This is a genomic window from Telluribacter humicola (assembly GCF_017355935.1).
Classification (GTDB): Bacteria; Bacteroidota; Bacteroidia; order Cytophagales; family Spirosomataceae; genus Telluribacter; species Telluribacter humicola.
On the sequence record NZ_JAFIQT010000002.1, the window covers coordinates 288,662 to 314,154 of the forward strand.

The following is a 25,493-nucleotide window of genomic DNA, read 5'->3' on the forward strand; positions in this document are numbered from 1 at the left end:
TAAATGAATGGGTGTTTTACATTAGCCCAGTCGTACAGCTTTACCGGTCCTGGCTGCCTGATAGATGGCCTCTACTACCCGAATATCCCGCAGTCCTTCCTCACCGGGTACCAGCATGGGCTTGTTATTTATAATAGCGAGTGCATCGTCGTCCATCTGTCGGGCCTGCTGGCTATCCAGCGGAAAGTTGATTTCTCCCAGCGTACTGTATCCTTTGTTTCCGCTGTAAGCGGTAGCGGGCTCCATAAACAGGCTGCCCTTTTCATAGTTCACCTTCAGAAAGTTGGTATTGATGCCAAAGCTGGTAGTACAGTTGGCAACGGCCCCACTGGGGAAGTGCAGCTGGAACATGGTCGTTTCGTCTACATTCTTATAGATCTCCGGACGGTTGGTCAGGTGGCTGGCCGTTACCAGTATGGGCTCTTCACCCGCGGCTAGCCGCGCGCCCTGCAGGGCGTACACGCCCATGTCGTACATGACACCGCCGCCCATTTCTTTCTTTTGCTTCCAGTGGTCGGTGCGGCCTTCGTTATAACCTGCCGAGCTGTGGATCAGTTTTACCTTTCCCATCGGCTTTTCCTTCGCGATCTTCATGTACGCCTGCGTATTGGGGTCGTGCTGGCAGCGGTATCCGATCGAAAGGCTGCGCTTGTTGTCGCGGCAGGCCTTGATCATCTCCTCACATTCCTTTACACTCATCGCCATCGGCTTCTCACAAAATACATGCTTACCGGCCTTAGCCGCCCGTACGGTGTACTCCTTATGCATGGAAGGCGGTAGTACCACGTACACAATGTCGATGTCGGGGTTGTTGGCGATCTGGTCGAAGTTCTGGTAGTTGTAGATATTTTTATCCGGTATGTTGTACTTCTTCTTCCACAGTTCAGCCTTAGCGGGTGTACCCGTCACAATTCCGGCCAGGTAACAGTGCTGTGTTTTTTGCAGCGCCGGAGCCAGCAGGTCGGTACTGTAGTAACCCAGACCAACCAGAGCAATTCCCAATTTGTCTTTTGTCTGTTTTTTAGCAAAGACTCGGGAAGACAGCAGGTTAGCAGCGGTTAAGCCTGCCATTCCGGTTAAGAAATCGCGGCGGGTAGTAGGTTCGGAAGCGAAGAAAAGTAGGTTCATCAGGAGTAGACTAGTTTTTTGGTTACTTCCTAAAAGCACTAACCGAAGCTGCTTTACTATTTTCTGAGCGGACCGGATTATGCAGGTACAGTTTATGTAAAGTTACAGGAAACAATCTTTCCTACGGCTTATTTACATGACACAGCCCTGGCTACACAAACAGTTTACTAAATGGAAGAGCTTTCTAACGAAAGATACTTCCATCAATCAACTTTCATGGAGTATTACCCTTTCCATTCTTGTGGGGGTGTTTCCACTAATTGGTACTAATAATCTTTTAATAGCGCTGCTGGCGATGAAGTTCCGGCTGAACATGGCCCTGATGTTTGCCATTAGCTACGCCCTGTACCCAGTTCAGATCCTGCTGCTGGTACCTTACCTGCGCATTGGAGAAAAGGTACTGGGTGTGGGCGCTACCCCCCTAAGCTGGCAGGAGCTGAAAGTAAGCTTTGGCCTGGGAGTTTTGCCCATGGTGAATAAGTTTGGTAGCGCGCTGCTGGTTTCGACGGTGGGCTGGTTGCTGACAAGCCTGCTGGTCCTTAGTGCGCTCAATTATTGCTTTAAATTTATCCTCCGGAAAACCCTCCCTGCGCGGTGGGAGAAGGAACAGCAGACCGATACAGCTCCGGCACCAGCCAACGTACTAACAAATGCCTGCTGATAGCCCAGGCTTAGCCGGGTATCTGCCTTCAGGTACCCGTGTCGTTTTTTCTTCACTTCCCGATCGTACCACTACTACAAAACAGGCTACACCAGCGATGTAGTAGTGGCATGTTCCGTCAGAAATCCTTTCCTGAAAAAAGCTTCGGAAGAAAATTTTGACCAATTTTACGGGGTACCTCAGGTACCACGCTAACTGCTGACTATTTTCTTCCATGACCAATTCTGAAATCATAGATATACTCGAGCTTACGGCCAAGCTGATGGAGCTGCACGAAGCCGATTCATTCAAAATAAAAACCTACAGTTCGGCTGCCTTTAACCTGGACCGGCTTGCTGACAGGAATATCGCCGACATGTCTCCCGCCGACCTGACCCGCATACCGGGCATAGGCAAGAGCGTAGCCGCAAAGATCCAGGAAATGCTGGAGACCGGTAAGCTACGGGAGCTGGAAGAACTGATGGATAAGACACCGCAGGGAATACTGGCGATGTTCAAGGTAAAAGGTATCGGAGCTAAGAAGATCGCGGTTATCTGGCGGGAGCTGGGCATCGATAACCTGCGCGATCTGGAACTGGCCTGCCAGAGCGGACAGATCGCCAAGCTGAAAGGTTTTGGTGAAAGTACCCAGCAGAAGATCCTGGACTCGCTGGTGTTCCTGAAAGTACAGGCAGGTAAAATACGGATGGATGTAGCCGACGCGCTGGCCAGAGCGCTGCGTGACGAATTGGTCAGGCATTTCGATAAGGTAGAAATAACCGGTGAAGTACGCCGTAAGACCGAGATCGTGGAGACGGTGAGGCTGCTGGTGGGAGCTGATTCGCCTGTGGCGGTACAGCAAAAGCTCAATGGACTGGATTTTCTGACTCAGGACGTGAAGCTATCGTCACCCTTTGTGTGGCGGGGAAAAGCGATGGACGTGGAGGTACGGGTAGAGATCGTGATAGTACCTGAGGAACGCTTTGCCAATGGGCTTGTTCTGGAAACGGGTGCCGAAGCTCACCTGGCGCAGCCAATTGCTGGTGGAGGTACCCTGCTGCAACTGGCCCTGGCAGAGCCGGTCACGACGGAGGAAGAGCTGTACCAGAAGGCCGGACTGCCCTACATAGTACCTGAAATGCGCGAAGGGCTGGGTGAATGGGCCTGGGCTCTGGAGAATACTACTGATGACCTCGTTACCTGGGACCACCTGAAAGGTATCCTGCACAACCACAGTACCTACTCCGACGGACAGAATACACTGGAACAAATGGCGCTGTTCTGCCGGGAGTTGGGCTTTGAGTACCTGGGTATGGCCGACCATTCGCAAAGTGCTACCTACGCCAGCGGCCTACGACCCGATCAAGTGGAGCGGCAGCACGAAGAGATAGATCGGCTGAACACACGCTTCGCGCAGGAAAACCCATGGCGTCCGTTCAAGATCCTGAAAGGTATCGAGTCGGATATATTGGGCGACGGCTCCCTTGACTACACGGATGATATACTGGCTACCTTTGACTACGTGGTAGCGTCGGTGCACAGCAACCTAACCATGACGCAGGACAAAGCCACTGCCCGCCTCATACGCGCGATTGAAAATCCTTATACCACCATACTGGGTCACCCTACCGGACGGTTGCTCCTGTCGCGTGAAGGATACCCCATCGACTACAAAGCTGTCATAGATGCCTGCGCCGAAAGGGGCGTGGTCATCGAGATCAACGCCAGCCCCTGGCGACTGGATCTGGATTGGCGCTGGGTCCGGTACTGCATGGAGAAAGGCGTGATGCTGAGCATCAACCCTGACGCCCACGTGCGGGAAGGCTACTACGATATGCACTACGGAGTAGCCGTGGGTCGTAAAGCAGGTTTGACCCGGCAGATGACTTACAACGCGCTCACGCTGGCAGAGATAGAGGAGTACCTGAAGAAAAGGAATAGCCGGTAGAGGTTATTCCTGAAAGTTGAGCTGAACATCCTGACCGAGATGGATTGAAGCGCCATCTTTTACTTCAAGACTTCTGGCACGTGCGTTACCTGTATCTACCGTTACAGTATGTCCGGCCTCTATGACTACATGGTCCTTGATGGTAGGTACACAGTTGCATGACCAGGTATTGGTAGCGTTCCAGCTACCCGAAGCCGCGGAACTGATGGCAGGCCTTGGAGCAATAGTGATGGCATAGTCCTCCGTTTCTCCCCAGTTACTGCCACTACTTATGCAGGGGTCCGTAGGAGTCTGGTTGTACTGTAGTCTGACGCGTAAACGGGTAGTTCCGAGTTTCACACTGTCAGGTACGGTGAAGCTTCCCTTAATAATAGGTTCAGTACTTACAAATTGGAGCGAGAATATAATCTCTTCTTGTTCGAATACTCTGTTTTGATTGTAATCAAGCCAGATGGCCAAACCCTCCCGGTATCTGCCCGGATTCTGAAGGGAGAATGTATAGTCACGTCCACGTGTGAGGGTAGCGGGAGCTACCGTAGAGGTGTAGTTGATGTATCCGTTGGGTGAGCAGTCACTGGTATTATTAAGCAGAGGGGTAGCGTCATGCAGAATAGAAAAACCGGTAATTACATCGGAGTCACTACAGTCAGTACTACCAGGTGTGCAGTAGCAGTATATCGCTTGTGTATCAAAAGGAACGGCAACCGGTGAGCTATATATAGCGTTGGAATTGGCAGCGACAACCCGATAAAAGTAGGTTCGTCCCGGCTGTGCAACGATACTTATGTCCGTAAATTCAGTAACGTTGGCTTTCATTCTTCCTACGGCTACAAAATTACCGTCCGGATTCGTGGAGCGTTCAATGATATATCCTCCTTCGTTGTCGGCATTGTCAGTCCATCTCAAGGTAACAGCACAGTTCAGGTACTCCGCGGTCAGGTTGGTAGGAGTGGTCACATCAGACTGGCAGGCAATGGTGTAGTTACCCGTTTGATCCATGAGTGACTTTCGATAGAGGTACCCATCCCGCATTCGGTCAAACTGCCCGGGCGAAAAGCGATAGCGGCACAACTGGTAGTACGACATCAGGTTAGTCAGGTCGGGGTTGTAGAGTTCCCCATTTGCATCCTTCTTTACCGTATCTGTATACTTACAGGTTGTAAAGTCGTAGCTGCTGCTGTATGGGTCGGCTGGTGTATCACATACCTGATCGCCGGCAGAGGTGCAGTTTGCTCCGCTCTCCCGCGTTACCAGTTCAGCACCAAAGAAGGTTTCATGCGTATGGTACAAGTTCCAGTAGTGGCCCATTTCGTGAGCCAGGGTAGTACCATTACGGGTGGCCCGGTTGTGCATGATGATCCGGTTGTCGAGTGAATTATCACTTGGGAAAGCCGATATACCATTCAGTGCCGCTGTGCCTGAGGTAAGTACATCACAGAAATAAACATTTACAGCATCATTGACATTATGCTGCGAAAGGGGCTTGTCATCCTGCTCAACGTCACAGCTGGACAGGTTATCATCATCAATATAGTGAATAGGTCCACACAGGTAGAACTGCATATTCATCGGGAGGTACTGCTTATTCATGGTGTCAATGGCAGTAATGAGCACCTCTACAGGCAATCCGGCCGACCCGTTGCTTTTTCGCACGATATGCGCCTTGATGGGGACAAGGAGCGGAGAAGATTCTTTGATAGCTGGTCCCAGAGCCTTTCTCTTCTTAATGGCATCCTCAATTTTTCTGATTTTTTCGGGAGGAGGGGGAGTAGTGCCGCATTCACCAATGGCCTGATCAGTAGGTGCTTTTACTTTCTGAGCCATTACACTTTCACAAAATCCAATATACATCAACAGGCTCCCTGTCAGCAGAGCTAATACACGAAAATTCATCAGGATAGGAGGGCGTTTTGTAACTCTTCTTCGATAGAAGGATTCAAAAGTTAAAGTTAAAAACTAAATCAATATTTCTGCCAGAACAAAGAGGTTAAAATGTTATTTAAATGCGGTGGAAACTTGCAAGTAGAATAGGCTGAGCAGCCTCTTATAAAGTATTAAACTTACACACATTTTCCCTTAGATGTTCACTTTTCGCTGCCTGATTGTCACTGTTTTAATTGGATGTTTTACTTGTTTGGCAGCGGCACAGTCGAATTTACCGGCTTTTCGAACCGAACTGGATTCTATTCGGGTACGATTGAAGATTCCTGCTATGGCCGTAGCCCTAAAGCAGGGCGATTCACTGGTACTGGCCGAAGGATTTGGCTACGCCGACTTGGAGCGTCAAGTACGGGCTACCCCGCAAACGTCTTTTCGGGTAGCCTCCATTACCAAAACATTTACTTCGACACTGCTGATGCAACTGGTAGAACAAGGCAAACTCCGCCTGGACACGCCTATCGCCCAGTACGGTTTGAGTTTTGGTGATCCCCGCATTCAGGTTCAGCACTTGCTGACTCACACTTCGGAGGGGGCACCCGGCACGTATTTTCATTACAATGGGTATCGTTATGGCCGGTTAGGGTCCATCATCCAGCAAGCGGCTGGCCAGCCATTCTATCAACTCTTGATGGAACGCATCGTCCATCCGCTGGGGATGGCCTCCACAGCGCCTGGCATTTCCCTGGCCGCTTACTTTCCCCTTGTGAGCCAACGGCCCGAACTGAAGCCTTATTTCGAGCAGGCCTTTTCCAGATTAGCCAAACCTTACGGCCTAAACGCTGAGGGTGCCGTCACGCCGACCGAGTACCTGGATGAATTTGGCGCCTTCGGTGGGTTAGCTACGACTGTTCTGGATTTAGTAAAATATTCAGAGGCCATTGATCGCCATCAATTCGTAAGTGCCCAGACCCAAAAAAATATCTTTACCCCAAACCGAACCACGGCTGGCCAGCCTACGCCTTATGGGCTGGGTTGGTACGTACAGAACTATAAGGGATTGGATTATTATTGGCATTACGGTCAGACTACGGGTGAGTCAGGCTTGTTAGTCAAGGTGCCGGCTCGTCAGGTAACGTTGGTGGTGCTGGCCAATTCAGACCGACTGAGCCAGCCATTTCCCATTGGCGACGGTGACCTATTTACCTCGCCAGTGAGCCAGTTGCTCTACAAGTACTGGCTCAATGAGGATTCAGGTTTTAAACCAGTAAACTACCGGCTCCCTGTGGATCAACTGCAGGCGCAACTGACGAGTCCGCAGAACGAACCGCACCGCACGTTTTATGCTAAAGAAATCAGCAGCCAGGCGAGTATTGCCCTTGTTCAGAAGGACAGCCTTCGGGCTCAACAGATGTTTGGCCTTTACCAGTTGCTGACCGATAAACCGAAGCCAGCTAAACCAACGGAAAAGGCGGTGTCTGTCCCGGATCGCAAAGAAACTCAGGCGGGCCAGTCAGGAGCCTTCATGGGTACGGTGACCAACGCTTCTTCCGGGCAGCCCATCTCTAATGCGAATGTGTTTGTAATGGAAACCCGAAAGGGTGTGCAAACAGACCGGGATGGCTTTTTTCTTATAACCTTAAAGCCAGGTACCTACAATATAAAGGTGAGCTATCTGGGCTTTAAACCCCTGTTGCGGGAGGTAGTCTTAAAACAGGGGGAAAATCGTTTTACTTTTCAACTGGAAGAAGATACACGACTACTTGATGAGGTAACGGTTACCACCGGTAAGCCCGAAGAGAATGTACAGAAGGTAGAGATCGGGGCTTCACGGCTCAATATCCGGAGTATCCAGCGTATCCCCGCCTTCATGGGCGAAGTGGATGTAATGCGCAGTCTGCTGATGTTGCCTGGTGTGACTACGGTAGGTGAGGGTACTTCGGGGATTAATGTACGGGGAGGGAGCATTGATCAGAACCTGGTCCTGATGGATGATGCCCCGCTGTTCAATACTTCTCATCTATTCGGATTTTTCTCGGTATTCAATCAGGATGCCGTGCGGGATGTAACCCTGAACCGGGGAGGGATATCTTCCCAATACGGTGGCCGGGCCTCTTCGGTACTGGATGTACGCCTTAAGTACCCCAACTCGGAGAAGTTTACGGGAAGCGGCGGAATAGGCCTGGTAGCCAGTCGCCTGGCGCTGGAAGGCCCTATTGTCAATGGCAAGCTTTCTACGCTCCTGGCAGTACGTGCCTCTTTCAATGATTTCCTGTTCAAACTGGGGCCTGCCAGTCTGCGTGGTACCAAGGCTAACTTCTACGATATCACTAACAAATGGTACTGGAAGATCAGCGAACGCGATGAGTTAACCCTGACCGGCTACTACAGCGATGACAACTTCAAGATACCTTCGGACTCCCTCTCCAACGTAGAGGTCAATGCTTCTTCGTCGCTCTACGGTTACCGCACCCGGAGTGGTACCCTGCGGTGGCAACACACGCTGCGCGATGACGAGACCCTGGAGGCCGTAGGAGTACTCAGCAAGTATACAGCCAGCATCAGTATACCGGACTCCTCCAATGCACTCGATCTGGAATCCGGGATAATGTATGCCAATGCGCGGGTACAGTATACCAACCGCTCCGGTGAGCGTCACAAGTTTCTGATGGGAGTCAGCGCCATCAGCTACGGTATCCAGCCCAATACACTGACGCCAGGCCCCTTTTCTAACGTATTGCCGGTAGATCTGGAGCGGGAGCGGGCTGCCGAGGCCGCCCTCTACCTCGAAGATGAATGGAAGCTAACGGAGCAGATGTCGGTCGTTGCGGGGCTACGGTACTCGCATTTTTTGCGATTGGGTAATGCCAGTGTCTACCGGTACTCGCCGGACCTGCCGCGTTCTGAAGATGCTGTCACCGAGATAGAGCAATACGCTGCGGGGGAGGTGGTTAAATCCTACGGTGGTTTTGAGCCCCGACTGGCCCTACGCTGGACCCTCAACCCGGCTACTTCGGTAAAGATGGGGTACAACCGGATGATCCAGTACCTGCACCTGATATCCAATACGACCTCCGCACTGCCTACTGCCCGCTGGGCAACGAGTAGCCCGTACCTGCGCCCGCAGGTGGCCGACCAGGTATCGATAGGTCTGTTCAGGAATCTCAAAAACGACACCTATGAAACTTCGGCCGAGGTATACTACAAGAAGTTACAGAATGCGGTAGACTACAAGGACGGAGCGGACATCATACTGAACCCGGCGCTGGAGACGGCTGTACTACAAGGTCATGGACGAGCATACGGACTGGAAATGATGGCTAAGAAAAATACCGGGTTCTGGACCGGCTGGGTCAGCTATACCTACGCACGTACCTTTCTACAGATCCAGGGCGATTTTCCCGAAGAGCGAATCAACCGCGGACGCTGGTACCCTGCTAACTATGACCGCCCCCACACGCTTAACGCTATGGCTGTGTACCGGCCCAACGTGACCACTACACTTTCATTTAACTTTACATTCAGCAGCGGTCGCCCCGGTACTTTTCCGAAGGGGCGCTACGTACTCTACGAGCCTACCATCTTTGGTGCCAACGTACCCATCTATACCGACCGTAACCAGGGGCGCATCCCCAACTACCACCGACTCGACTTTTCCATTACGTTTGACGAGCACCCCGACCGCCGCTGGAAAGGGAGCTGGGTGTTTTCGATCTACAATGTATACGCGCACAAGAATGCCTTTTCGGTATTTTATAGTATAAAGCCGTATTCGCTGGCCTCGGCTTACAAGCTCAGTATTTTTGGCACTATATTCCCTTCACTGACCTACAATTTCAGGTTTTGATGAAACCGGTGCTACCACACATAAAGCGATTTGAACGGTACCTGTCGTGGGGACTTATGATTCTGTCGGGTTGTGTGACACCCTACGAGGCCGAGATCCATGATCCCCCGGCGAGTATTGTGGTGCAGGGCAGGATAACTAATCTGCCGGGGCCTTATTCCATTAAAATAGTAGTACCTGCCAGCAATGCCTACAAGGGACTGAGCTTTGGGGTTGAGAAAGCAAAGGTGTACATCACGGATAACGAAGGCAACCACGAAGACCTCGTCGAGCAGAAAGAACCCGGCTTATACCAGACTACTACCCTGCAGGGTGTAACCGGGCGCGTGTACCAGCTGCACATTGAGGCGAAGGGTAAGAAGTACGAGTCAAAACCGGAATTATTGCGGTCCGTCAATCCCATCGAGCGGGTGTATGATGAGACCTTTCGATCATTTGAACCATTGACCGGAAGAGAGCGGCTGGGGGGCTGGAAAGTGTACGTAGATACCAAAGACCCTTCCGAATCGGGCAACTACTACCGCTGGAACTGGATCAGGTACAAACTGACCGATGTATGTGCTACCATAGATGTTCCTCCCGGCAATCCGGCCTTTCGGTTCCCGTGCTGCGGGTACTGTTGGGATATTCTGCGTTGCCTGGGGCCGGATTGTATTTCGCTCAGGTCCGATGCCCTTATTAATGGCAATACCATCAACCGGCAACTCATTACCGAAGTACCCGTAGAGTGCCTGGATCGTGTGTATCTGGAAGTAGAGCAACAGTCGATCTCGCGTGATGCCTATGTTTACTGGAAAGCTACCAGGCAGATGCTGCAGAATACCGGTGGTGTATTTGACTCAGCCCCAACGGCTGTTCCGGGTAATATTGTATGTACTACTGATCCGGACGAGCAGGTATTCGGGCTTTTTGAAGTAGCGGGCATTACCCGCAAGGGGCATCTGGTGGATCGTACCCAGGCAGAATATTCCAACTGCCCCCCGATTCTCCCACTTCCTGCGGGGGGAGTAGTGGGTTGTGCTCCCTGCGAAGAAAGCCGTTACCGGACGGCTAAAGCACCGGATTTCTGGGAATTTTGATTATTTTACACAACTTGATAGTTAAGTTTTTATATACCCATTCATGCGCGCTGTTAGAGTCCCCAAATTTTTTACACCGGCACTTAAGTTGTCCCGTCTGACGGGCTGGTGTCTGATGTTACTTGCCGGTTGTATAACTCCCTATGACGGGGAAATTAAAGAAGTACCTCCTGGCATAGTCGTGCAGGGATTTATCTCTAACGAAGAAGGCCCATATACTGTCAAACTGACTACCGCTGCCAACTATACCTATGCAGGCCTCAATTATGCCATCGAACAGGCCACTGTGTACATCACAGATAATGAGGGCCGGCGGGAGGATCTGCTGCATAAAGGGCAGGGCGAATACGTGACCCAGACATTACGGGGTGTAATCGGGCAGACCTATCAGTTGCATATAGAGGCCAATGGAAAGAAGTACCAGTCCAAACCGGAGACCATTCGTCCTGTGAGTAAGATTGAGCGGGTCTATGATGAAAGCTTCCGAACTGTTGATCCCACTACGAAGCAGGACAGACAGGGCGGATGGAAAGTATACATTGATACCAAAGATCCGGCCGAGAGCGGCGACTACTACCGCTGGAGCTGGAAGCACTATAAGCGGACTTTGTTTTGTGGAGATGTCAAAGATCGCCAGGGCAATGTCCTTTACGGCCTGTTCTGCTGCTCCACCAACTGCTGGGACATCGTACGCTGTATGGGGCCCAACTGTATCAACGTAGCCAACGATGCTCTTATCAATGGCAGGGACATCACCCGTCAGCTGATAGCTGAGGTACCTGTACAGTGCCTGGACAAATACTACATCGAGATAGAACAGCAATCCCTGTCACGGGATGGCTACATTTTCTGGAATACTGTTAAACGTACGCTGCAGAATACCGGAGGATTGTTTGATGTAACTCCCTCGAGTATTCCCGGCAATATTACCTGCCTGACCAATCCGGACGAAGAGGTATTTGGCTTCTTTGGAGCGATTGGTGTAGAGCGGGTAGGCTACTACGTAGACCGTACCGGAGCTGACTGGTCTAACTGTGACCCTGGTCTGCCGTACCCTCCTGCGGGCGGAGTACCACCACCATGCTCTGCCTGTAACGAAAGTCTGTACCGAACAGCTAAGATTCCCCAGTTTTGGGAATAGGCAAAAGAGAAAGCCCCGCTAAGGCGGGGCTTTCTCTTTTGAAATCACTCGGCTAATTTGGTACCTACCGGCGGGCGATATTCCTGAAAAGGTATCTTCAGCAAGTTACCCACATGAGCGTTTTCTTCGACCTTCATGTGGGTATCAATGCCGTACACGATCTTGTCGTGTTCCAGGCGGGTGAAGGTACCAAACATACGATCCCAGATGGAAAAGATATTGCCGTAGTTGGAGTCGGTATAAGGCTGTACGTAGTGGTGGTGTACGTGGTGCATATTGGGCGTCACAATGACCCAGCTAAGTACCTGGTCGAGCCAGGTAGGCAGGGTGACATTGGCGTGGTTAAACTGCGAAAGCGCTACCGATATGGACTGGTACATGAATACCATCCACATGGGAGCTCCGGCTATGACGACGGCCATAGTAGTGAACACAAAGCGGAATACACTTTCGCCGGGGTGGTGGCGGTTGGCGGTGGTGGTATCGACGTGGAGGTCGGAGTGGTGAATCAGGTGGAACCTCCACATCCATTTTACCTTATGCTCAGTCCAGTGGATAAACCAGGCTCCGATCAGGTCGAGCAGCATCAGGCCTATGAGCGTGAAGGCCCACAGCGGCAGAGCGGGCAGCCACTGCAGAATACCAAACTCCTTAGCCACGGCCCAATCACTGGACTTTAAGAGTACGAACGCCATCAGGAAATTGATGATAATGGTCGTAAGGGTAAAGATAATATTGGTACCCGCGTGTCTCCACTTGTTATATTCAAAACGAAAGAGGGGAAAGGCTCCTTCAATTAGCCAGAATAGGGCAATGCCGCCCACTAGTATAGCAGAGCGGTGGGAGGAAGGTATGTGTTCGAAGTACTCAATTAGCGCCTCCATAGTACCTGAAGTAGGGGTGTAAGAAGAAGTTTTACTCTAAATTAACAATTTTTAAGGGTTGAAATTGTCCTGCTTCTTCAATAAAAATAACAATTTTGCAGACGCTAAACCCACAGAACCTCCTCCTGTATGACCCTGACCATTAGTAACCTCCGTAAGAGCTATGGTACCCACCAGGTACTGGATATCCCGCACTGGCAGGTAGGGCACGGAATCTACTGGATACAGGGAGAAAACGGAGCCGGAAAGTCTACTTTCTTCCGTACCCTGTCGGGTATGCTGTCGTACGAAGGTACTATCCGGCTGGATGAGCAGTTTGACCTGCGGAGCCATCCGGTCGAGTACCGGCTTCGGGTAAATATAGGGGAAGCCGAGCCACTTTATCCTTCCTTTCTGACACCGGCCGATTTGTTGGGTTTTGTGGCCCAGACCAAACAAAGCCCGAGCGGACAAGTGGAAGGGCTCACCACTGCTTTGGGAATCAACTACCTCACGCAGCCGATGGGAGCCTGCTCCAGCGGTATGGTCAAGAAAGTGTCGCTGGCGCTGGCCTTCCTGGGTGAGCCACGGGTCATCATCCTGGACGAACCCCTGATCACCATCGACCAGGAGGCACGTACGGCTTTATTCAGCCTGATCCAGAGGTACCATGCCGAGGGAGTGACGTTCCTGCTTTCGTCCCACCAGCCTTTTGAGCACAGTGACCTCTTGCTGACAGCCCGCTTTGCCTTAGTGAATAAAACCCTTCAACCGCTGCCTGTCTAGTGACTAGTCAAACTTTACACTATAATTATATCAGCCGGAGGATAGTCGTGCTATGAAAGTACTGCTTATCTCTACGGTTCGGGAGTTTTTCAGGCAGCGGGCGGGCTTCTTCTTTGTACTGCTGGGGCTGCTGTTCGGCTTTCTGAGTGGTCGCGAGCATCGTGCCTTTGCCCTGTTTTTCCTGACCGACCGGTTCGGTATGATTTACCTGTTCCTGATCTGGGTGATGTACGCGCTGATGGTGGGCCAGTTTGTATGGCAGCTGTGGGTACGTTCCGAGTATACCTTTATCTATCATACCCGATTACTTCCGCGGGTTCGCCGGTATTACTACCTGGCTGCAGTGGGAATGGGGCTGTTACAGCCTATACTTTATTACGGTGTCTACCTATTCCTTATTGCCCGGCAGGACACTGCTCTAGCTGCCGCGTGGCCTGTACCTGTTTACTGGCTGCTGCTGACCTTACTGGTTGTCGTAGTAGCCGACAGTCGGCTGCGTAATCCTGATACAGTACAAAAGCAGAAAGCCCGGAGCTTCAGGCTTCCCTTTTCGAGGCCCCATAACTGGACCTTCTGGACGCTGGAGTGGCTCATTCGTGAGCGGGGACTTACAATCCTGCTTTGCAAAGCCGGCGCGATGCTGTTCATGAGTGCGACCCTAATTTACTTCCGTACGGGTACCTATGATCTGCGCCTGCCTGCCATTGGTTGTACCTTCGCGTATCTGCTCAATGTGGGTCTTTCTTACGAGATCTACCAGTGGGAGAGTAGGATCTGGCTGTGGGGGAGGTCTTTACCGGTATCGGAGTTCAGGCGTTACATACAGGCGGCACTTCTGCACGCCGTACTCCTCCTGCCCGAAACGCTGATCGCTCCGCGGTACCTGGGTGGACAGCTTACGCTACCAGACCTTATTCAACTTTATGGTCTGGGGCTGGGATCGTTGCTGTTGTACTATACCCAGCTGTACCAGCAGGATCGTCTGCTCGAAGACACCATTCGTCCGCTTTTTATAGCCTATGTAGTACTTACCTTCATCATCCTATATCATACACCCGTCTGGTTGTTGACCGCAGGTCTGTTGGGGGTATCTTTTTGGCTGTGGAAGCGTAGTAGGTAGGTATAATATAGTTGCGGCTGAGCCCCTGGCTCAGCCGCAACTCGTGAGTTGTGTATTATCTGTACGTATGCACTCCTGTCAGGTTGTAGCGGTGTACTTTCAGTAATTAGCATTGACCGTAAAGGAGGGCGCTTCTTTGGGAATAACCGCTTCATGATTGATCTTTTCCGCGGTCAGCAGCGGATACTGGCCCAGATACGTAAGTACATTGCCCAGGGGCTTCAGGGACTTGGCAGGTATGACCCTATCAACAGGTGGCTGTTGTTGCAGGAAGTGGATCAGTGCCGCCATTTCATTATTAGAGATATGATATACCTCGTGCGAGGGCATAAACCAGAGCGAGCGGTAGTTCTTGTCTAGCCCGTGGCGTAGGGCCCGCACCCAATCCTGACTGGTATATTCAATACCTCCGATGCCGTGAGTGATGTTAGAGGCATACAAGGTACCCAGTGGTGATGTGGAATCCGAAAAGGCCCTACCACCGGCCAGATCACTGCCGTGGCAGCCGGTACAGCCCCTCACTTCGGCTATATGTTTACCCATAGCGTAAGAGTTAGGATCGTCGGGTATGGCCAGGGGTTGAACGTTTACTTCGTATACTTTTTTGATGCGGGCCTGGGTTTGGAAGTAAGCCATCGCATAAAAAAGAATCAGCAGACCGAGCAGGCTACCAAGAGCAATACCCGTCCATGTAAGTAGTTTTTTAAGCATACTCGAGTGGAATTATTGTTGATGAAAACACGCGTTACGCCGGAGAGATCCTGAATAGGAACAGGTGTGGCCTGCAGAAGTTGAGAAATGGCCACTGGTACTACGTTACGTCTTTTCCTGCTCATCAATGGGAGGAACAGGTACCTCTAAAAAGCAACAAAAGTTACCTGCAAGAGCGCATTTGGGGCTGTTGAGGGTAACTCTTTACGTATCAATAACGGTACGTGTAGGGCTATAAGGGCTTGATATACAGTAAAGTTAGCTAACAGTTGCTACATATGCAATAGCTGGGTGCAACTATTTATTAGAAAAGGTCAATATAGATAGGTGGATATGAGCAGCTCGTAAACAGAATCGCCCGGACTCCATAGAGTCCGGGCGATTGATATAGTAAACTGTTGTGTAGTAGCTCTACTTAGGCATGGTAGGTCGTACCTCTACCTTGCTGGGCAGTGTACGGGCCGGCATCCGGATCAGGTCCAGGACGATCTGGCCGATGTCCTCGGGCTGAATCTTCCAGGCATCCTTTTCATTGGGCTCGTGTCCGTTGAAGTGGGTAGCTACCGAACCGGGCATAATGGTAGTAACTTTAATACCATCGTTGCGTACGTCCAGCATCATGGCTTGGGTAAAGCCCACCACCGCAAACTTACTGGCGTTGTAGGCCGCACCACCGGCAAAGAAATTAGTACCCGCCAGACTGGCTATGGTAATGAAGTAGCCCTTGGTCTCTTTGAGGGCCGGGATAGCAGCCTTGGCGCTGTTAAACACCCCCGTCACGTTGATGTCAATAGTCTCCTGCCACTGATCAGAGCTCAGTTCTTGGAGTGGAGCGAAATGGCCGATACCGGCATTGGCTACCATATAGTCCAGACGTCCCCACTGCTGTACCACGGCATCCACCGCTTGTTGCTGAGAGTCCAGATCACGCACATCCGACTCAATGCCCAGCGCGTAATCTTCTTTTATTTTATTGAGCGCGGCAGCCGCTTCATCCGCATTTTCCTGTGAGCGGCTGGTGATTGCAACTCGGATGCCTTCTTTGATTAGTACTTCGGCTATGCCGTAGCCAATGCCTTTGGAGCCTCCGGTCACGAGGGCGGTTTTTATAGTAGTATCTGACATAAGTAAATTGATATGAGTAATAGGTCAAAAACCTCCAAAATCCGGGGAAGGTTTCCTGTTTCTTGATTTGCTGCTCTATTGTACTGCATATAGAGTGAAGAAAAAAGAGTAGTGGCACCAGGGTGCCACCGCTAAGTACTAAGCTAAAAAGTAAAAAAAGAGCCAGACTGCAACAGTCTGGCTCTTCTTATTTATACGTTTCAGGAATGACTAAACTTCGTCACCGCCTCCATCACCCAACTTCTTGATCGCTTTGTCGATGAAGTAGCGGCCGGTGCCTTCTTCACCAATCACGTCGAAGAGTTCGAGAGCGCGGCGTGCGTTGTCTTCTTCTTCAACCTGCTCATTTACAAACCACTGCATGAAAGCTTCCGTGGCATAGTCTTCTACGTTGCGGCTGGCCGTAACGATGCGGTTGATAGATTGGGTTACAGCGATTTCACTCTGTAAAGCTGCTTCAAATATAGAGCGGAATGTAGGGTAGTCCTGCTTGATACCGCCTATTTCGGGCGATACCGCTGTACCACCTACAGTCATGATGTAGTTGAATATCTTCAGCATGTGCTGACGCTCTTCTTCCGACTGACGCAGGAAGTAAGCCGAGCTGTATTTAAATCCGTTGCGGTCACACCATGAGGCCATCGCCAGGTACTTGGCCGAAGCTTCGGCTTCCATCTTTACCTGGTTGTTGAGCAGAATTTCTATTTCTTCTTTCAAAGAAGTATGTTGTCTTAGCAGATCTTTCATAACTAAACTTCGTTTTTAATTCGATACAAATCTAAACCTAAAATAACTCAATTGGTTCAGGAAACCAATGAATTACTAAAATTTAGAATTGGTCTAATAATGAAGGATAGAGGCTAGTATACGCCAATTTCAGCGCTAAGTACTTCGTGCAAAAGGGAGTTAAGCTCGAGGGCGAAGTGGGTACCATTGACCAGTTCGCGGAGCTGAATAACCTCACAAAGCGTAAGCTTATGAGATATATTTTGCTGAGCAGCTTCGATCAGTTCGTAGTCACATTCATCCGACAGATCAAATAGCTTGCTGTGGATGTCGATGCTGTTAACGTGGCGACGAAAGTTCAGAAATTCATTGATCCGGAAGGCGGCTACAAGATCACCAAATTCAAGGATGATCCGGGAGCTACGGTCACACTGATAGCTGGCACCCTTGGCGGTGCGGAACAATTCCTGAGCTGACTTAAATGATAGTATAGTTTGCACTTTGAGAACGGATGTCTTTTTCAGTAACGCAAAAATACAATTCGGCGTTCTTCTGCGCAAGAGTAATTTTTAATGAATCTAAATAAATTTTTAACGGATCAGTTTTCGGGTGATGGTATCCTGCTTACCAGTTACCCTGATCAGGTAGCTGCCTCTGGCAAGTGGCTCAATATGAAAGCGGTACTCCCGGCGTAGCGAAGGCTCCCGAAAGGCCACTTCCTGCAGCACCCGGCCCTGCAGGTCAATGAGTTGGATGTGGACAGGTGAAGGCTGACGGCTCTGTACCTCCACGGTCACCCAATCCTGACTCGGCACCGGGTACACATTTACTAATAGCGCTTTGGGGAGAAAGTCCTGTACGGGCAGGGCGGTAATGACATCTCCGAATTCAACGGCCTGATAGGGTGGAATGGTCACCTGAGTACCTGCCTTATCCTGTACAAATACCGAATGCTCATGAATTGACTCCGCTATCTTGGTGTCGTTACGCCATTCTTCCACCACAAAGGCATATATGAAGGTACCTAGTTGCGTAGGAGCATTCCAATTAAGTACCTGATCCTGGAGGGTGAATGTTCCCTGGCGCGATACCTCGTTAGGGAACTGGTAGCTGGAGGCTACCGAAGGCTCGTTGCACTGTCCGCTGAGTGGTACCATAATCCTGACTAATCTATATACCAATCTGTCACCATCCGGATCACTGGTCGCCAGGTTAGTAGTGTAGAGTTGGTTCACACCTGCTTCTAAGGTAGGTAGGGGTAATTGGGGTGTTGTGTTAGGAAAGGCAGTATTAATTCGGGTGTACAGGTAGGCTGCTACCTCCTGGCCCTGCTGTATGTTTGCGACATTGCTGCGGTTGTTTAGGGCTACTGCCACTGAATACAGACCGGCTGCTGAGTAGGTATAGGTCCCGGTGTAGATTCCCTTGGTGATCCGATCTGAAACGGGTACTGATTCAGCCCTATTTCGTGGTAGATTTAGTTCTTTGCCGTCCCCCAGGCAGAGCCTTACCTCATTCTGAGCATCGGAGGCTGGACTGCCATTTAATCTGTCAAAGTAGAGCTGGACCTTGAATTCGTAGGTAAGGCCGGATACGTGGCGGGTCTGGATAGTACCACCCAGAAAATGCGTGGCGTGTGCCGAAAGGCTGAGGCACAGAAACAGGACAAGCGGAGAGAACTGCTTCATGGTGTGTACAGAGTAAAGTGGTGATAATGAGTGTGGGAGCTTACTCTGACAACGGATGTCCATAAAAAGTTATTTTATGGACGAGGCAATAAAAAAGCGGCTGGAGATCTCTCTCAGCAGCCGCTTTTGATATGTATCGCCCTGAGCATCGGTTGCCACTGGGGCTATTAGTAGGGTACTTGCTGACCGGAAACCTTTCTCCTCTCGTACCTTTCCTCCCTTCCTCCACGCGGCGGGTGCCTTTATTTTCCCGATTCCTTAGCCCAGTTGTCGCGCAGGGTGGAGGTACGGTTAAATATCAGATGGTCCGGCGTGCTTTCCAGGTCGGCGCAGAAGTAGCCCTTGCGCAGGAACTGGAAGCGGTCGCTAGCCTGAGCTTCGCGCAGGGCGGGCTCGGCATAGCCGGTAATTACAGTCAACGAATCCGGGTTAATATAATCCTTAAAATCACCCTCTTCTGACGACGGATCCTCTACCCGGAACAGACGGTCGTACAGGCGGATCTCTACGGGCAGGGCATTGGTGGCCGGTGCCCAGTGCAGGGTACCTTTTACGTTGATGCCCGACGTATCGTTGCCGCTCTTGCTGTTTTCCAGGTAGGTACAATGTACCTCGGTCACTTCACCGTTTTCGTCTTTGATCACCTCATCACAGCGAACAATGAATGCGCCTTTCAGACGTACCATCTGACCGGGAGCCAGGCGGAAGTACTTCTTCGGAGGATTCTCCATGAAGTCTTCGCGCTCGATATATACTTCACGGGTGAAGGGTACTTCGCGGGTACCGGCATCCAGATCCTCCGGATTATTTTCGATGTGGCAGATCTCGGTGGCTCCTTCGGGGAAGTTGGTAATGACTACCTTCAGCGGGTCCAGTACCACCATACGGCGTAGCGCGGTCTTGTTTAGGTCCTCACGGATACAGAACTCCAGTAATCCTACGTCAATCAGGTTTTCACGCTTGGCTACTCCGATGCGGTCACAGAAATCGCGGATGGCCGCCGGGGTATACCCACGACGACGCAAACCCGAAATAGTAGGCATACGCGGGTCGTCCCAGCCGCTGACGTGCTTCTCGTTGACGAGCTGCAGCAGCTTGCGTTTGCTCATCACGGTATACGTCATGTTGAGGCGGGCAAATTCGTACTGATGCGACGGGAATATTTCCAGTTGATTGATGAACCAGTCGTACAGCGCGCGGTGGGGAATAAACTCAAGCGTACAGATCGAGTGCGTAATGCCCTCAATGGAGTCAGACTGTCCGTGCGCGAAGTCGTACATCGGATAGATCTTCCATTTGTCGCCGGTGCGGTGGTGGTGGGCAAACTTGATCCGGTACATCAGCGGGTCACGCAGGTGCATATTGGGCGATGCCATATCTACCTTGGCGCGGAGTACCCGGCTGCCTTCGGCAAACTCACCATGGCGCATCCGCTCAAACAGGTCCAGGTTCTCTTCTACGCTACGGTTGCGGTAGGGACTTTCGGTACCTGGTTCAGTAGGTGTACCCTTCATGGCAGCGATTTCTTCGGCCGATGAGTCATCTACGTACGCCAGACCTTTCCTGATCAGCTCAGTAGCAAATTCGTATAATTTATCAAAGTAGTCAGAGGCGTACAGCTCATTAATCCATTCGAAGCCCAGCCAGCGTACATCGTGCTTGATCGAATCCACGTATTCGGTATCTTCCGTTACGGGGTTGGTGTCGTCAAAGCGCAGGTTGGTAGCTCCGCCGTACTTCTTAGCCAGACCAAAGTTCAGGCAGATGGATTTGGCGTGTCCGATGTGCAGGTACCCGTTAGGCTCAGGAGGAAAGCGCGTAAGTACGCGGCCACCGTGCTTACCTTCGCGGACATCTTCTTCTACAATCTCTTCAAGGAAGTTGAGGGACTTTTCTTTTTTTTCTTCCGTAGTCATATAGTCTGGAAAAACAATTGAATCTTCAAAGTTAATGTACTTACACTCAACGTTACAATGTTTTTGGATGGAACGGGAAAAGTGTAAATATTGTGCAAAAATAGATTTGAAAAATAATAGATATAGTGTACATTCACATGCTCGTTATAGGCTGGCATAGTACCTGTATAGCGAGTGTGAGACTAATTGCATGATACTATAAAGCTAAACGAATTTCTTCCTGATTTCATTCATAGCTGTATACTAGTATACGGAGCTGATACAGGAGGGAAGGGTTGAGGAACTCACTATCAGGAGATGATATAAAAACATTACTTCTTTTTAACCGGGAATAGTTAAAAACGCCACGACCCTCTGGGAGTGACGTTTTTTTTGTCGCTTACCCGCCGGACTCTCTATCTTTGCCCCATGCGTTATTTTATTGAACTGAGCTACAAGGGGACCCACTACAACGGCTGGCAGCGGCAGCCCAACTCCGTGGCGGTACAGCAGGTACTCGAAGAAGCTATGGAAAAGGTATTCAGGGGGCCGGTAGAGATAGTAGGTAGCAGCCGCACTGATACCGGTGTACACGCCACCCAGCAGTACGCCCACTTTGATCTGCCCGCGGCTATGGCTGATCCCGGTCGGGCGGTACATAGTCTTAATGCCCTGCTTCCTCCCGATATAGCTATACATAGGATAGTACCCGTTGCCGACGACGTTCACTCCCGCTTTATAGCCACCCACCGACGCTACGAGTACCGGATCATCCGGCAGAAGAATCCCTTCCTGACCCATGAGGCCCACGTCTTTCGTCCCGAGCTAGACCTTACTACCATGAATGAGGCGGCGGCGCTGCTGCTCCAATACGATGATTTTGAAAGCTTCAGTAAGATCCACACCAGCGTCAATACCTTCCTGTGTCAGATCACCGAGGCCCGCTGGTACTGGCAGGGGCCGGTGCTAATATTTTCGGTCCAATCCAACCGCTTCCTGCGGGGGATGGTGCGGGCCCTGGTGGGTACCCTTATGCAGGTAGGGCTGGGTAAGCTATCGGTAGCTGATTTCGAAAAGATCATCCTGTCCAAAAATCGCAAGGAGGCCGGCGCTCAGGCCCCGCCGCACGGGCTGTTCCTGGTGGAGGTAGGCTACCCGGATGGGCTGCTGCCCGACGCGGAGCTATAAAGTATCCAACAGATGCTTTACCTGAGTATCACCAAAGCCGTAGACTCCGGCCCGCTGGAAGAACTCATTATAAATAGTGAGAAAGTCATCCGTCTGCTTTTCGGAAATAATATCCCGGAGTACCCGCTGAGGACGCCCGGCTCCATCCTCGGTCGGAAAGCGATCCAGGTGGGCTTCACAGACGGTCTGTAAGTTGGGGAAGGTGTCTGAATAGGTAGTACCTAAATCCCGTAGTTTCTCCCTATCATCGGCCTTGTAAGCTTGCCAGCACTGGCTGAGTAGCTCTACATCGCTTTGCGTTATAGCCTCCCGCTCCCGGTAAGCTACTGCCAGGTCTTGCAGTGTCATAGGGCCAAAGCCGCGCCAGTCGGGCTGGCCGTTTAGCGTACGGGGCTTCACGATATAAAGCTTGAGTTGGGAAGCCTTCTCCCGCAGGATTGACAGGCAAAACCACAGATTGACCTGGCAGAAAAGATCTTCTTCAAACCACAGGTTTACCTCCGAACCGGCCGGTATAGCCTGTATCTGCTCAAACTCACTGACCACCCGTTGATAGTAGTCTTCACGCGACGCGCCGTAGGTCTGGCCGATAAAGCGGGCCCTGTTCTCCCAGAATTCGCTTAGTGGCTCTCCACTCACATCACCTACCACCAGGCATTCGCGGGCCACCAGGCACTGGCCGGGTACGGTATCGTGCGGGAAGCCGTCAAGCAGGGCGTCGCCGTTGAGGATGTGGTAACTGGATGACATCGGTGTGGATGAAGTAGATTGCATGGCTGGGATGTTAAGTAGTAGGCATTATTGCCGGTAAGGTAGGTAATTGGCTGGAAAAATAGTAGCAGAATTACACTGGCGGAGGTACTCCTCTGTGGTTTAGTCACAACAAGTAGTCATATCCTGAGGTTTTTATTTATACTTGTACAATGGCACCCTCCGAATGATAGAGGTGCCTCATTATTATATTAACGTTGGCTGTGGCCTGGGGCTGACAGCTACTATTTACTGACTATGCCCATAGGAATTATAATACTGGCCGCGGGTGCCTCCCAGCGAATGGGGACACCCAAGCAGGCTCTCCCCATAGAAAACGGCAAAAGCTTCCTTCAGAAAACCGTCGAAACCGCGCTGGCTACCGACCTGCGTCCCGTGGTAGTGGTAGTCGGAGCCAATAAGAAAGAGGTGGTACCTGAGCTGGAAGGATTGCCCGTTACTATCATTGACAATACACTGTGGCAGGAAGGTATGGCATCCTCGGTACGAATGGGGCTGGTCGGAGCTTACCTGACTGACAGAAACCTACAGGCGGTATTGATGCTGGTGTGTGACCAACCCTATATTACTCCTTCGCTGCTGGAACACATGGTGGTCACGCTGAATGAGTCGGGTAAAAAAGCCGTAGTTTGCCGCTACGGTGAAAGCTGGGGTGTTCCGGTCCTGATCGGTAATCAGCTATTTGAGGAAATGACGCACCTGAAAGGCGAACAAGGAGCCAAGCCACTGCTCGAGAAACACATCAACGAGGTAGCCTTCGTGAATTTTGATCAGGGTGATATTGACATTGACACGCCCGACGACTACCGGCAGTTCAGACCCGAGTAGACAAGTTTACTTTGAATCCAGGAGATCGTTGTAGGCTTTCAGGTCCAGGGCGCGCTTTTTGACCAGCTCCATCCGATCGCTGGCGTGCATGGGGCGGTACATGGTACCTTCTATACCGGCGTAGATAGATGCCATGGTCTTGAACTCGAGGTCACGGTAGGCGATCCATTGGCGCTGTGCTGCCAGTAAGGTAGCCTTCTGATCGGCATTGAGTCGGGCTGCTAGCTGCTTGTACTGCTTGTTTAGCTCAGCGTCCCATTTGGTATAACCCTGCTCAAAGCACTGCATCATGCCTAAGGTAGAGGCATTTTTATCTAAGCAACCTTCAACAAATACATCAATCGGGTGGGGCTGAGGATCATTCTGGGCGGTGGTTGCCAGGGCTGTACAGCAAAATAAAATCAGGAGGGGCAGTGCGCGTATCATAAAGGAAGGAGGGAAATAATAGTGAGCTGTGTAGGTACACAGCTCACACGATAATATACTTGATCAAATTGCTTCTTTCGTCCACTCGTTATTCACAAGGCGCCATATACCAAGCGGATTGTGGCTCTTGAGCTCGTCAGGCAGGAGTTTCTCATCCCAGTCCTGGAATGATTGCGGACGTACAAAGCGTAGAATAGCGTGACGCCCTACCGAGGTAAAGCGGGAGTCGGTAGTAGCCGGGAACGGACCGCCGTGGTGCATGGAGGCATTGACCTCTACACCCGTAGGTACCCCGTTCATGATAAAGCGACCGGCCCGGCTGCCCATCAGGCGGAGGAGTTTCGGGTAGCGGGCGGCTTCGTCGGCATCGGCCATGAGCGAGGTAGTTAACTGGCCTTTCAGCTTCTGGAAAGCCGCCTCAAGCTCCTCCATATCTTTGCAGACGATCAGCAGCGAGAAGGGACCGAATACTTCTTCCTGCAATCTGGGATTATCAATAAATACCTGTCCCTCCACCCGGGCAATGGTAGCCTGAGCCTGGTTGTTTCCTTCGGCATCCGACTCATACTTATACACTACCTCTACACCATCCTGCTGAAGAGCTTCGTCGCGGAGCTTGTGGTAGTTCTGGCATATTCCCTGGGTAAGCATGGTAGCCGGAGCGATCTGTGCCATTTCGGCGAGTAGTTGCTCTTGGAAGTTGTCCAGCGAAGGAGACTGTACGGTCATGATCAAGCCCGGATTGGTACAGAACTGACCAGCACCCAGGGTAATGGATCCGGCCAGGCTCTTGGCTAGCTCACTCGCTTTTCTTTCCAGTGTTTCGGGCAGGATTACGACAGGGTTTACGCTTCCCATTTCGGCAAATACCGGGATCGGTTCTTCGCGCTCCATGGCCATCTTGTACAGGGCCATACCTCCCCGGTACGATCCCGTAAAGCCTACTGCCTTAGTGACTGGGTGCTTGACCAGCGTAGCACCTACTTCGTAGCCATTATCGTATAACATCGAGAATACCCCCTCGGGCATCCCGGTACGTCTGGCGGCCTTTACGACGGCCTGGGCCGTGAGGTCACTTACGCCGGGGTGAGCCGGGTGTGCTTTGACGATGACTGGATTGCCCGCCGCCAGGGCCGGTGCGGTATCTACCCCGGCTACCGAAAAGGCATAGGGGAAGTTGCTGGAACCAAATACAACAATGGGGCCGATGGGGATCATCATCTTGCGCAGGTCGGGCTTGGGAAGGGGTGCCCGGTCAGGATCGGCGGTATCAATGGAAGCCTCTACCCAGGAGCCTTCCCGAATAATGCTGGCAAAGTGCAGGAGCTGATTTACGGTACGACCACGCTCGCCCTGCAGACGGCCCATGGGCAGACCCGTTTCCTGCTGGGCTCTTTCGAGCAGCTGGTCACCCAGGGCTGTGATTTCTTCCGTGATGGCTACCAGGAAGTCGGCCCGGCGGGAGGCCGGCAGCAGCGCGAATTCTTCAAACGCACGCTCAGCCAGTTGCATAGCATTCTCTACTTCCCGGGGAGTAGCGGGATGAAATTTTTCGGGTAGATAGGTATGCTGCGCAGGTACGTACGACTGGAAGTTGTCAGTATTTTGCGCAGATAATGAATATCCAATAAAGTTTTTTCCTTGTATGGGCATGGGATTAGGTTTTGGTATAACTAAAAGTACTATTTGCGGACAGGATACTATA

21 protein-coding genes are annotated in these 25,493 nt (G+C 51.3%); 9 read left to right on the plus strand and 12 right to left on the minus strand.

Annotation, left to right across the window (positions count from 1 at the left end):
- Window positions 1-21: 21 nt before the first annotated feature.
- A complete protein-coding gene (locus JUB14_RS12185; RefSeq protein WP_374757808.1) occupies window positions 22-1,128 on the minus strand; it encodes a Gfo/Idh/MocA family protein in 1,107 nt (368 codons plus the stop codon).
- 136 nt (window positions 1,129-1,264) lie between these two features.
- On the opposite strand from JUB14_RS12185, the gene JUB14_RS12190 reads away from it, so the two are divergent.
- Both JUB14_RS12190 and JUB14_RS12195 read left to right on the plus strand, forming a co-directional pair.
- The gene (locus JUB14_RS12190; protein WP_207506375.1) at window positions 1,265-1,789 is read left to right on the plus strand and encodes a DUF2062 domain-containing protein; all 525 of its coding nucleotides are present in this window, start codon (window positions 1,265-1,267) and stop codon (window positions 1,787-1,789) included.
- Between the two features lie 214 nt (window positions 1,790-2,003).
- On the plus strand, window positions 2,004-3,716 hold the full coding sequence (locus tag JUB14_RS12195) for a helix-hairpin-helix domain-containing protein (protein ID WP_207506377.1): 1,713 nt from the start codon (window positions 2,004-2,006) through the stop codon (window positions 3,714-3,716).
- A 3-nt stretch (window positions 3,717-3,719) separates the two neighbouring features.
- On the opposite strand, the gene JUB14_RS12200 is transcribed toward JUB14_RS12195, so the two are convergent.
- On the minus strand, window positions 3,720-5,609 hold the full coding sequence (locus JUB14_RS12200) for a GEVED domain-containing protein (protein ID WP_207506380.1): 1,890 nt from the start codon (window positions 5,607-5,609) through the stop codon (window positions 3,720-3,722).
- Between the two features lie 187 nt (window positions 5,610-5,796).
- On the opposite strand from JUB14_RS12200, the gene JUB14_RS12205 reads away from it, so the two are divergent.
- The 3 genes from JUB14_RS12205 to JUB14_RS12215 are packed head-to-tail and all read left to right on the plus strand — an operon-like array spanning window position 5,797 to window position 11,661.
- Window positions 5,797-9,441 carry a TonB-dependent receptor domain-containing protein gene (locus JUB14_RS12205; RefSeq protein WP_262897607.1) on the plus strand — a complete coding sequence of 1,215 codons (3,645 nt, stop codon included), beginning with the start codon at window positions 5,797-5,799 and terminating at the stop codon, window positions 9,439-9,441.
- The gene (locus tag JUB14_RS12210) at window positions 9,441-10,520 is read left to right on the plus strand and encodes a DUF4249 domain-containing protein (protein ID WP_207506383.1); all 1,080 of its coding nucleotides are present in this window, start codon (window positions 9,441-9,443) and stop codon (window positions 10,518-10,520) included. The genes JUB14_RS12205 and JUB14_RS12210 overlap by 1 nt, the downstream gene beginning before the upstream one ends.
- 43 nt (window positions 10,521-10,563) lie before the next feature.
- A complete protein-coding gene (locus tag JUB14_RS12215; RefSeq protein WP_207506384.1) occupies window positions 10,564-11,661 on the plus strand; it encodes a DUF4249 domain-containing protein in 1,098 nt (365 codons plus the stop codon).
- A 44-nt stretch (window positions 11,662-11,705) separates the two neighbouring features.
- Here the strand turns inward: JUB14_RS12215 and JUB14_RS12220 are convergent, their stop codons facing one another.
- Entirely contained in the window at window positions 11,706-12,545 is an 840-nt protein-coding gene (locus tag JUB14_RS12220; RefSeq protein ID WP_207506385.1) for a sterol desaturase family protein, read from the minus strand.
- 129 nt (window positions 12,546-12,674) lie between these two features.
- Here JUB14_RS12220 and JUB14_RS12225 point away from each other — a divergent pair, with 129 nt between their 5' ends.
- A complete protein-coding gene (locus tag JUB14_RS12225; protein ID WP_207506386.1) occupies window positions 12,675-13,310 on the plus strand; it encodes an ABC transporter ATP-binding protein in 636 nt (211 codons plus the stop codon).
- Window positions 13,311-13,362: 52 nt separating this feature from the next.
- Window positions 13,363-14,430, plus strand: a complete 1,068-nt coding sequence (locus JUB14_RS12230; RefSeq protein ID WP_207506387.1) for a hypothetical protein — start codon at window positions 13,363-13,365, stop codon at window positions 14,428-14,430.
- Window positions 14,431-14,529: 99 nt separating this feature from the next.
- Here the strand turns inward: JUB14_RS12230 and JUB14_RS12235 are convergent, their stop codons facing one another.
- From JUB14_RS12235 to JUB14_RS12260, 6 genes are all read right to left on the minus strand, one after another.
- A complete protein-coding gene (locus JUB14_RS12235; RefSeq protein WP_207506388.1) occupies window positions 14,530-15,141 on the minus strand; it encodes a c-type cytochrome in 612 nt (203 codons plus the stop codon).
- A gap of 411 nt (window positions 15,142-15,552) precedes the next feature.
- Window positions 15,553-16,266: an SDR family oxidoreductase gene (locus JUB14_RS12240; RefSeq protein WP_207506390.1), complete on the minus strand. Its 714-nt coding sequence runs from the start codon at window positions 16,264-16,266 to the stop codon at window positions 15,553-15,555.
- A gap of 210 nt (window positions 16,267-16,476) precedes the next feature.
- Complete coding sequence (locus tag JUB14_RS12245; protein WP_207506391.1) at window positions 16,477-17,013, minus strand: ferritin; 537 nt, start codon at window positions 17,011-17,013, stop codon at window positions 16,477-16,479.
- 113 nt (window positions 17,014-17,126) lie between these two features.
- Window positions 17,127-17,492 (minus strand): DUF6686 family protein, encoded by a 366-nt coding sequence (locus JUB14_RS12250; protein ID WP_310586136.1) that lies wholly within the window; start codon window positions 17,490-17,492, stop codon window positions 17,127-17,129.
- A 90-nt stretch (window positions 17,493-17,582) separates the two neighbouring features.
- Window positions 17,583-18,680, minus strand: coding sequence for a T9SS type A sorting domain-containing protein (locus JUB14_RS12255; RefSeq protein WP_207506393.1), 1,098 nt, complete (start codon window positions 18,678-18,680; stop codon window positions 17,583-17,585).
- Window positions 18,681-18,922: 242 nt separating this feature from the next.
- Window positions 18,923-20,596, minus strand: coding sequence for a glutamine--tRNA ligase/YqeY domain fusion protein (locus tag JUB14_RS12260; protein WP_207506395.1), 1,674 nt, complete (start codon window positions 20,594-20,596; stop codon window positions 18,923-18,925).
- A gap of 408 nt (window positions 20,597-21,004) precedes the next feature.
- On the opposite strand from JUB14_RS12260, the gene truA reads away from it, so the two are divergent.
- Window positions 21,005-21,763, plus strand: coding sequence for a tRNA pseudouridine(38-40) synthase TruA (truA, locus tag JUB14_RS12265; RefSeq protein WP_207506397.1), 759 nt, complete (start codon window positions 21,005-21,007; stop codon window positions 21,761-21,763).
- Here truA and JUB14_RS12270 read toward each other — a convergent pair.
- Window positions 21,758-22,537, minus strand: coding sequence for a DUF1835 domain-containing protein (locus JUB14_RS12270; RefSeq protein ID WP_207506399.1), 780 nt, complete (start codon window positions 22,535-22,537; stop codon window positions 21,758-21,760). The genes truA and JUB14_RS12270 overlap by 6 nt on opposite strands.
- 234 nt (window positions 22,538-22,771) lie before the next feature.
- Between JUB14_RS12270 and JUB14_RS12275 the strand changes: the two genes are divergently transcribed.
- Window positions 22,772-23,362, plus strand: coding sequence for a nucleotidyltransferase family protein (locus JUB14_RS12275; protein WP_207506401.1), 591 nt, complete (start codon window positions 22,772-22,774; stop codon window positions 23,360-23,362).
- Between the two features lie 6 nt (window positions 23,363-23,368).
- Here the strand turns inward: JUB14_RS12275 and JUB14_RS12280 are convergent, their stop codons facing one another.
- Window positions 23,369-23,788 carry a lysozyme inhibitor LprI family protein gene (locus JUB14_RS12280; RefSeq protein ID WP_207506403.1) on the minus strand — a complete coding sequence of 140 codons (420 nt, stop codon included), beginning with the start codon at window positions 23,786-23,788 and terminating at the stop codon, window positions 23,369-23,371.
- A gap of 63 nt (window positions 23,789-23,851) precedes the next feature.
- Entirely contained in the window at window positions 23,852-25,441 is a 1,590-nt protein-coding gene (locus JUB14_RS12285) for an aldehyde dehydrogenase (NADP(+)) (protein WP_207506405.1), read from the minus strand.
- Between the last annotated feature and the right edge of the window lie 52 nt (window positions 25,442-25,493).

Bases quoted from the DNA above. Each gene is read 5' to 3' on its own strand.
- JUB14_RS12185 (WP_374757808.1), bottom strand. From the start codon at position 1,128: ATGAACCTACTTTTCTTCGCTTCCGAACCTACTACCCGCCGCGATTTC.
- JUB14_RS12190 (WP_207506375.1), top strand. From the start codon at position 1,265: ATGACACAGCCCTGGCTACACAAACAGTTTACTAAATGGAAGAGCTTT.
- JUB14_RS12195 (WP_207506377.1), top strand. From the start codon at position 2,004: ATGACCAATTCTGAAATCATAGATATACTCGAGCTTACGGCCAAGCTG.
- JUB14_RS12200 (WP_207506380.1), bottom strand. From the start codon at position 5,609: ATGAATTTTCGTGTATTAGCTCTGCTGACAGGGAGCCTGTTGATGTAT.
- JUB14_RS12205 (WP_262897607.1), top strand. From the start codon at position 5,797: ATGTTCACTTTTCGCTGCCTGATTGTCACTGTTTTAATTGGATGTTTT.
- JUB14_RS12210 (WP_207506383.1), top strand. From the start codon at position 9,441: ATGAAACCGGTGCTACCACACATAAAGCGATTTGAACGGTACCTGTCG.
- JUB14_RS12215 (WP_207506384.1), top strand. From the start codon at position 10,564: ATGCGCGCTGTTAGAGTCCCCAAATTTTTTACACCGGCACTTAAGTTG.
- JUB14_RS12220 (WP_207506385.1), bottom strand. From the start codon at position 12,545: ATGGAGGCGCTAATTGAGTACTTCGAACACATACCTTCCTCCCACCGC.
- JUB14_RS12225 (WP_207506386.1), top strand. From the start codon at position 12,675: ATGACCCTGACCATTAGTAACCTCCGTAAGAGCTATGGTACCCACCAG.
- JUB14_RS12230 (WP_207506387.1), top strand. From the start codon at position 13,363: ATGAAAGTACTGCTTATCTCTACGGTTCGGGAGTTTTTCAGGCAGCGG.
- JUB14_RS12235 (WP_207506388.1), bottom strand. From the start codon at position 15,141: ATGCTTAAAAAACTACTTACATGGACGGGTATTGCTCTTGGTAGCCTG.
- JUB14_RS12240 (WP_207506390.1), bottom strand. From the start codon at position 16,266: ATGTCAGATACTACTATAAAAACCGCCCTCGTGACCGGAGGCTCCAAA.
- JUB14_RS12245 (WP_207506391.1), bottom strand. From the start codon at position 17,013: ATGAAAGATCTGCTAAGACAACATACTTCTTTGAAAGAAGAAATAGAA.
- JUB14_RS12255 (WP_207506393.1), bottom strand. From the start codon at position 18,680: ATGAAGCAGTTCTCTCCGCTTGTCCTGTTTCTGTGCCTCAGCCTTTCG.
- JUB14_RS12260 (WP_207506395.1), bottom strand. From the start codon at position 20,596: ATGACTACGGAAGAAAAAAAAGAAAAGTCCCTCAACTTCCTTGAAGAG.
- truA (WP_207506397.1), top strand. From the start codon at position 21,005: ATGCGTTATTTTATTGAACTGAGCTACAAGGGGACCCACTACAACGGC.
- JUB14_RS12270 (WP_207506399.1), bottom strand. From the start codon at position 22,537: ATGCAATCTACTTCATCCACACCGATGTCATCCAGTTACCACATCCTC.
- JUB14_RS12275 (WP_207506401.1), top strand. From the start codon at position 22,772: ATGCCCATAGGAATTATAATACTGGCCGCGGGTGCCTCCCAGCGAATG.
- JUB14_RS12280 (WP_207506403.1), bottom strand. From the start codon at position 23,788: ATGATACGCGCACTGCCCCTCCTGATTTTATTTTGCTGTACAGCCCTG.
- JUB14_RS12285 (WP_207506405.1), bottom strand. From the start codon at position 25,441: ATGCCCATACAAGGAAAAAACTTTATTGGATATTCATTATCTGCGCAA.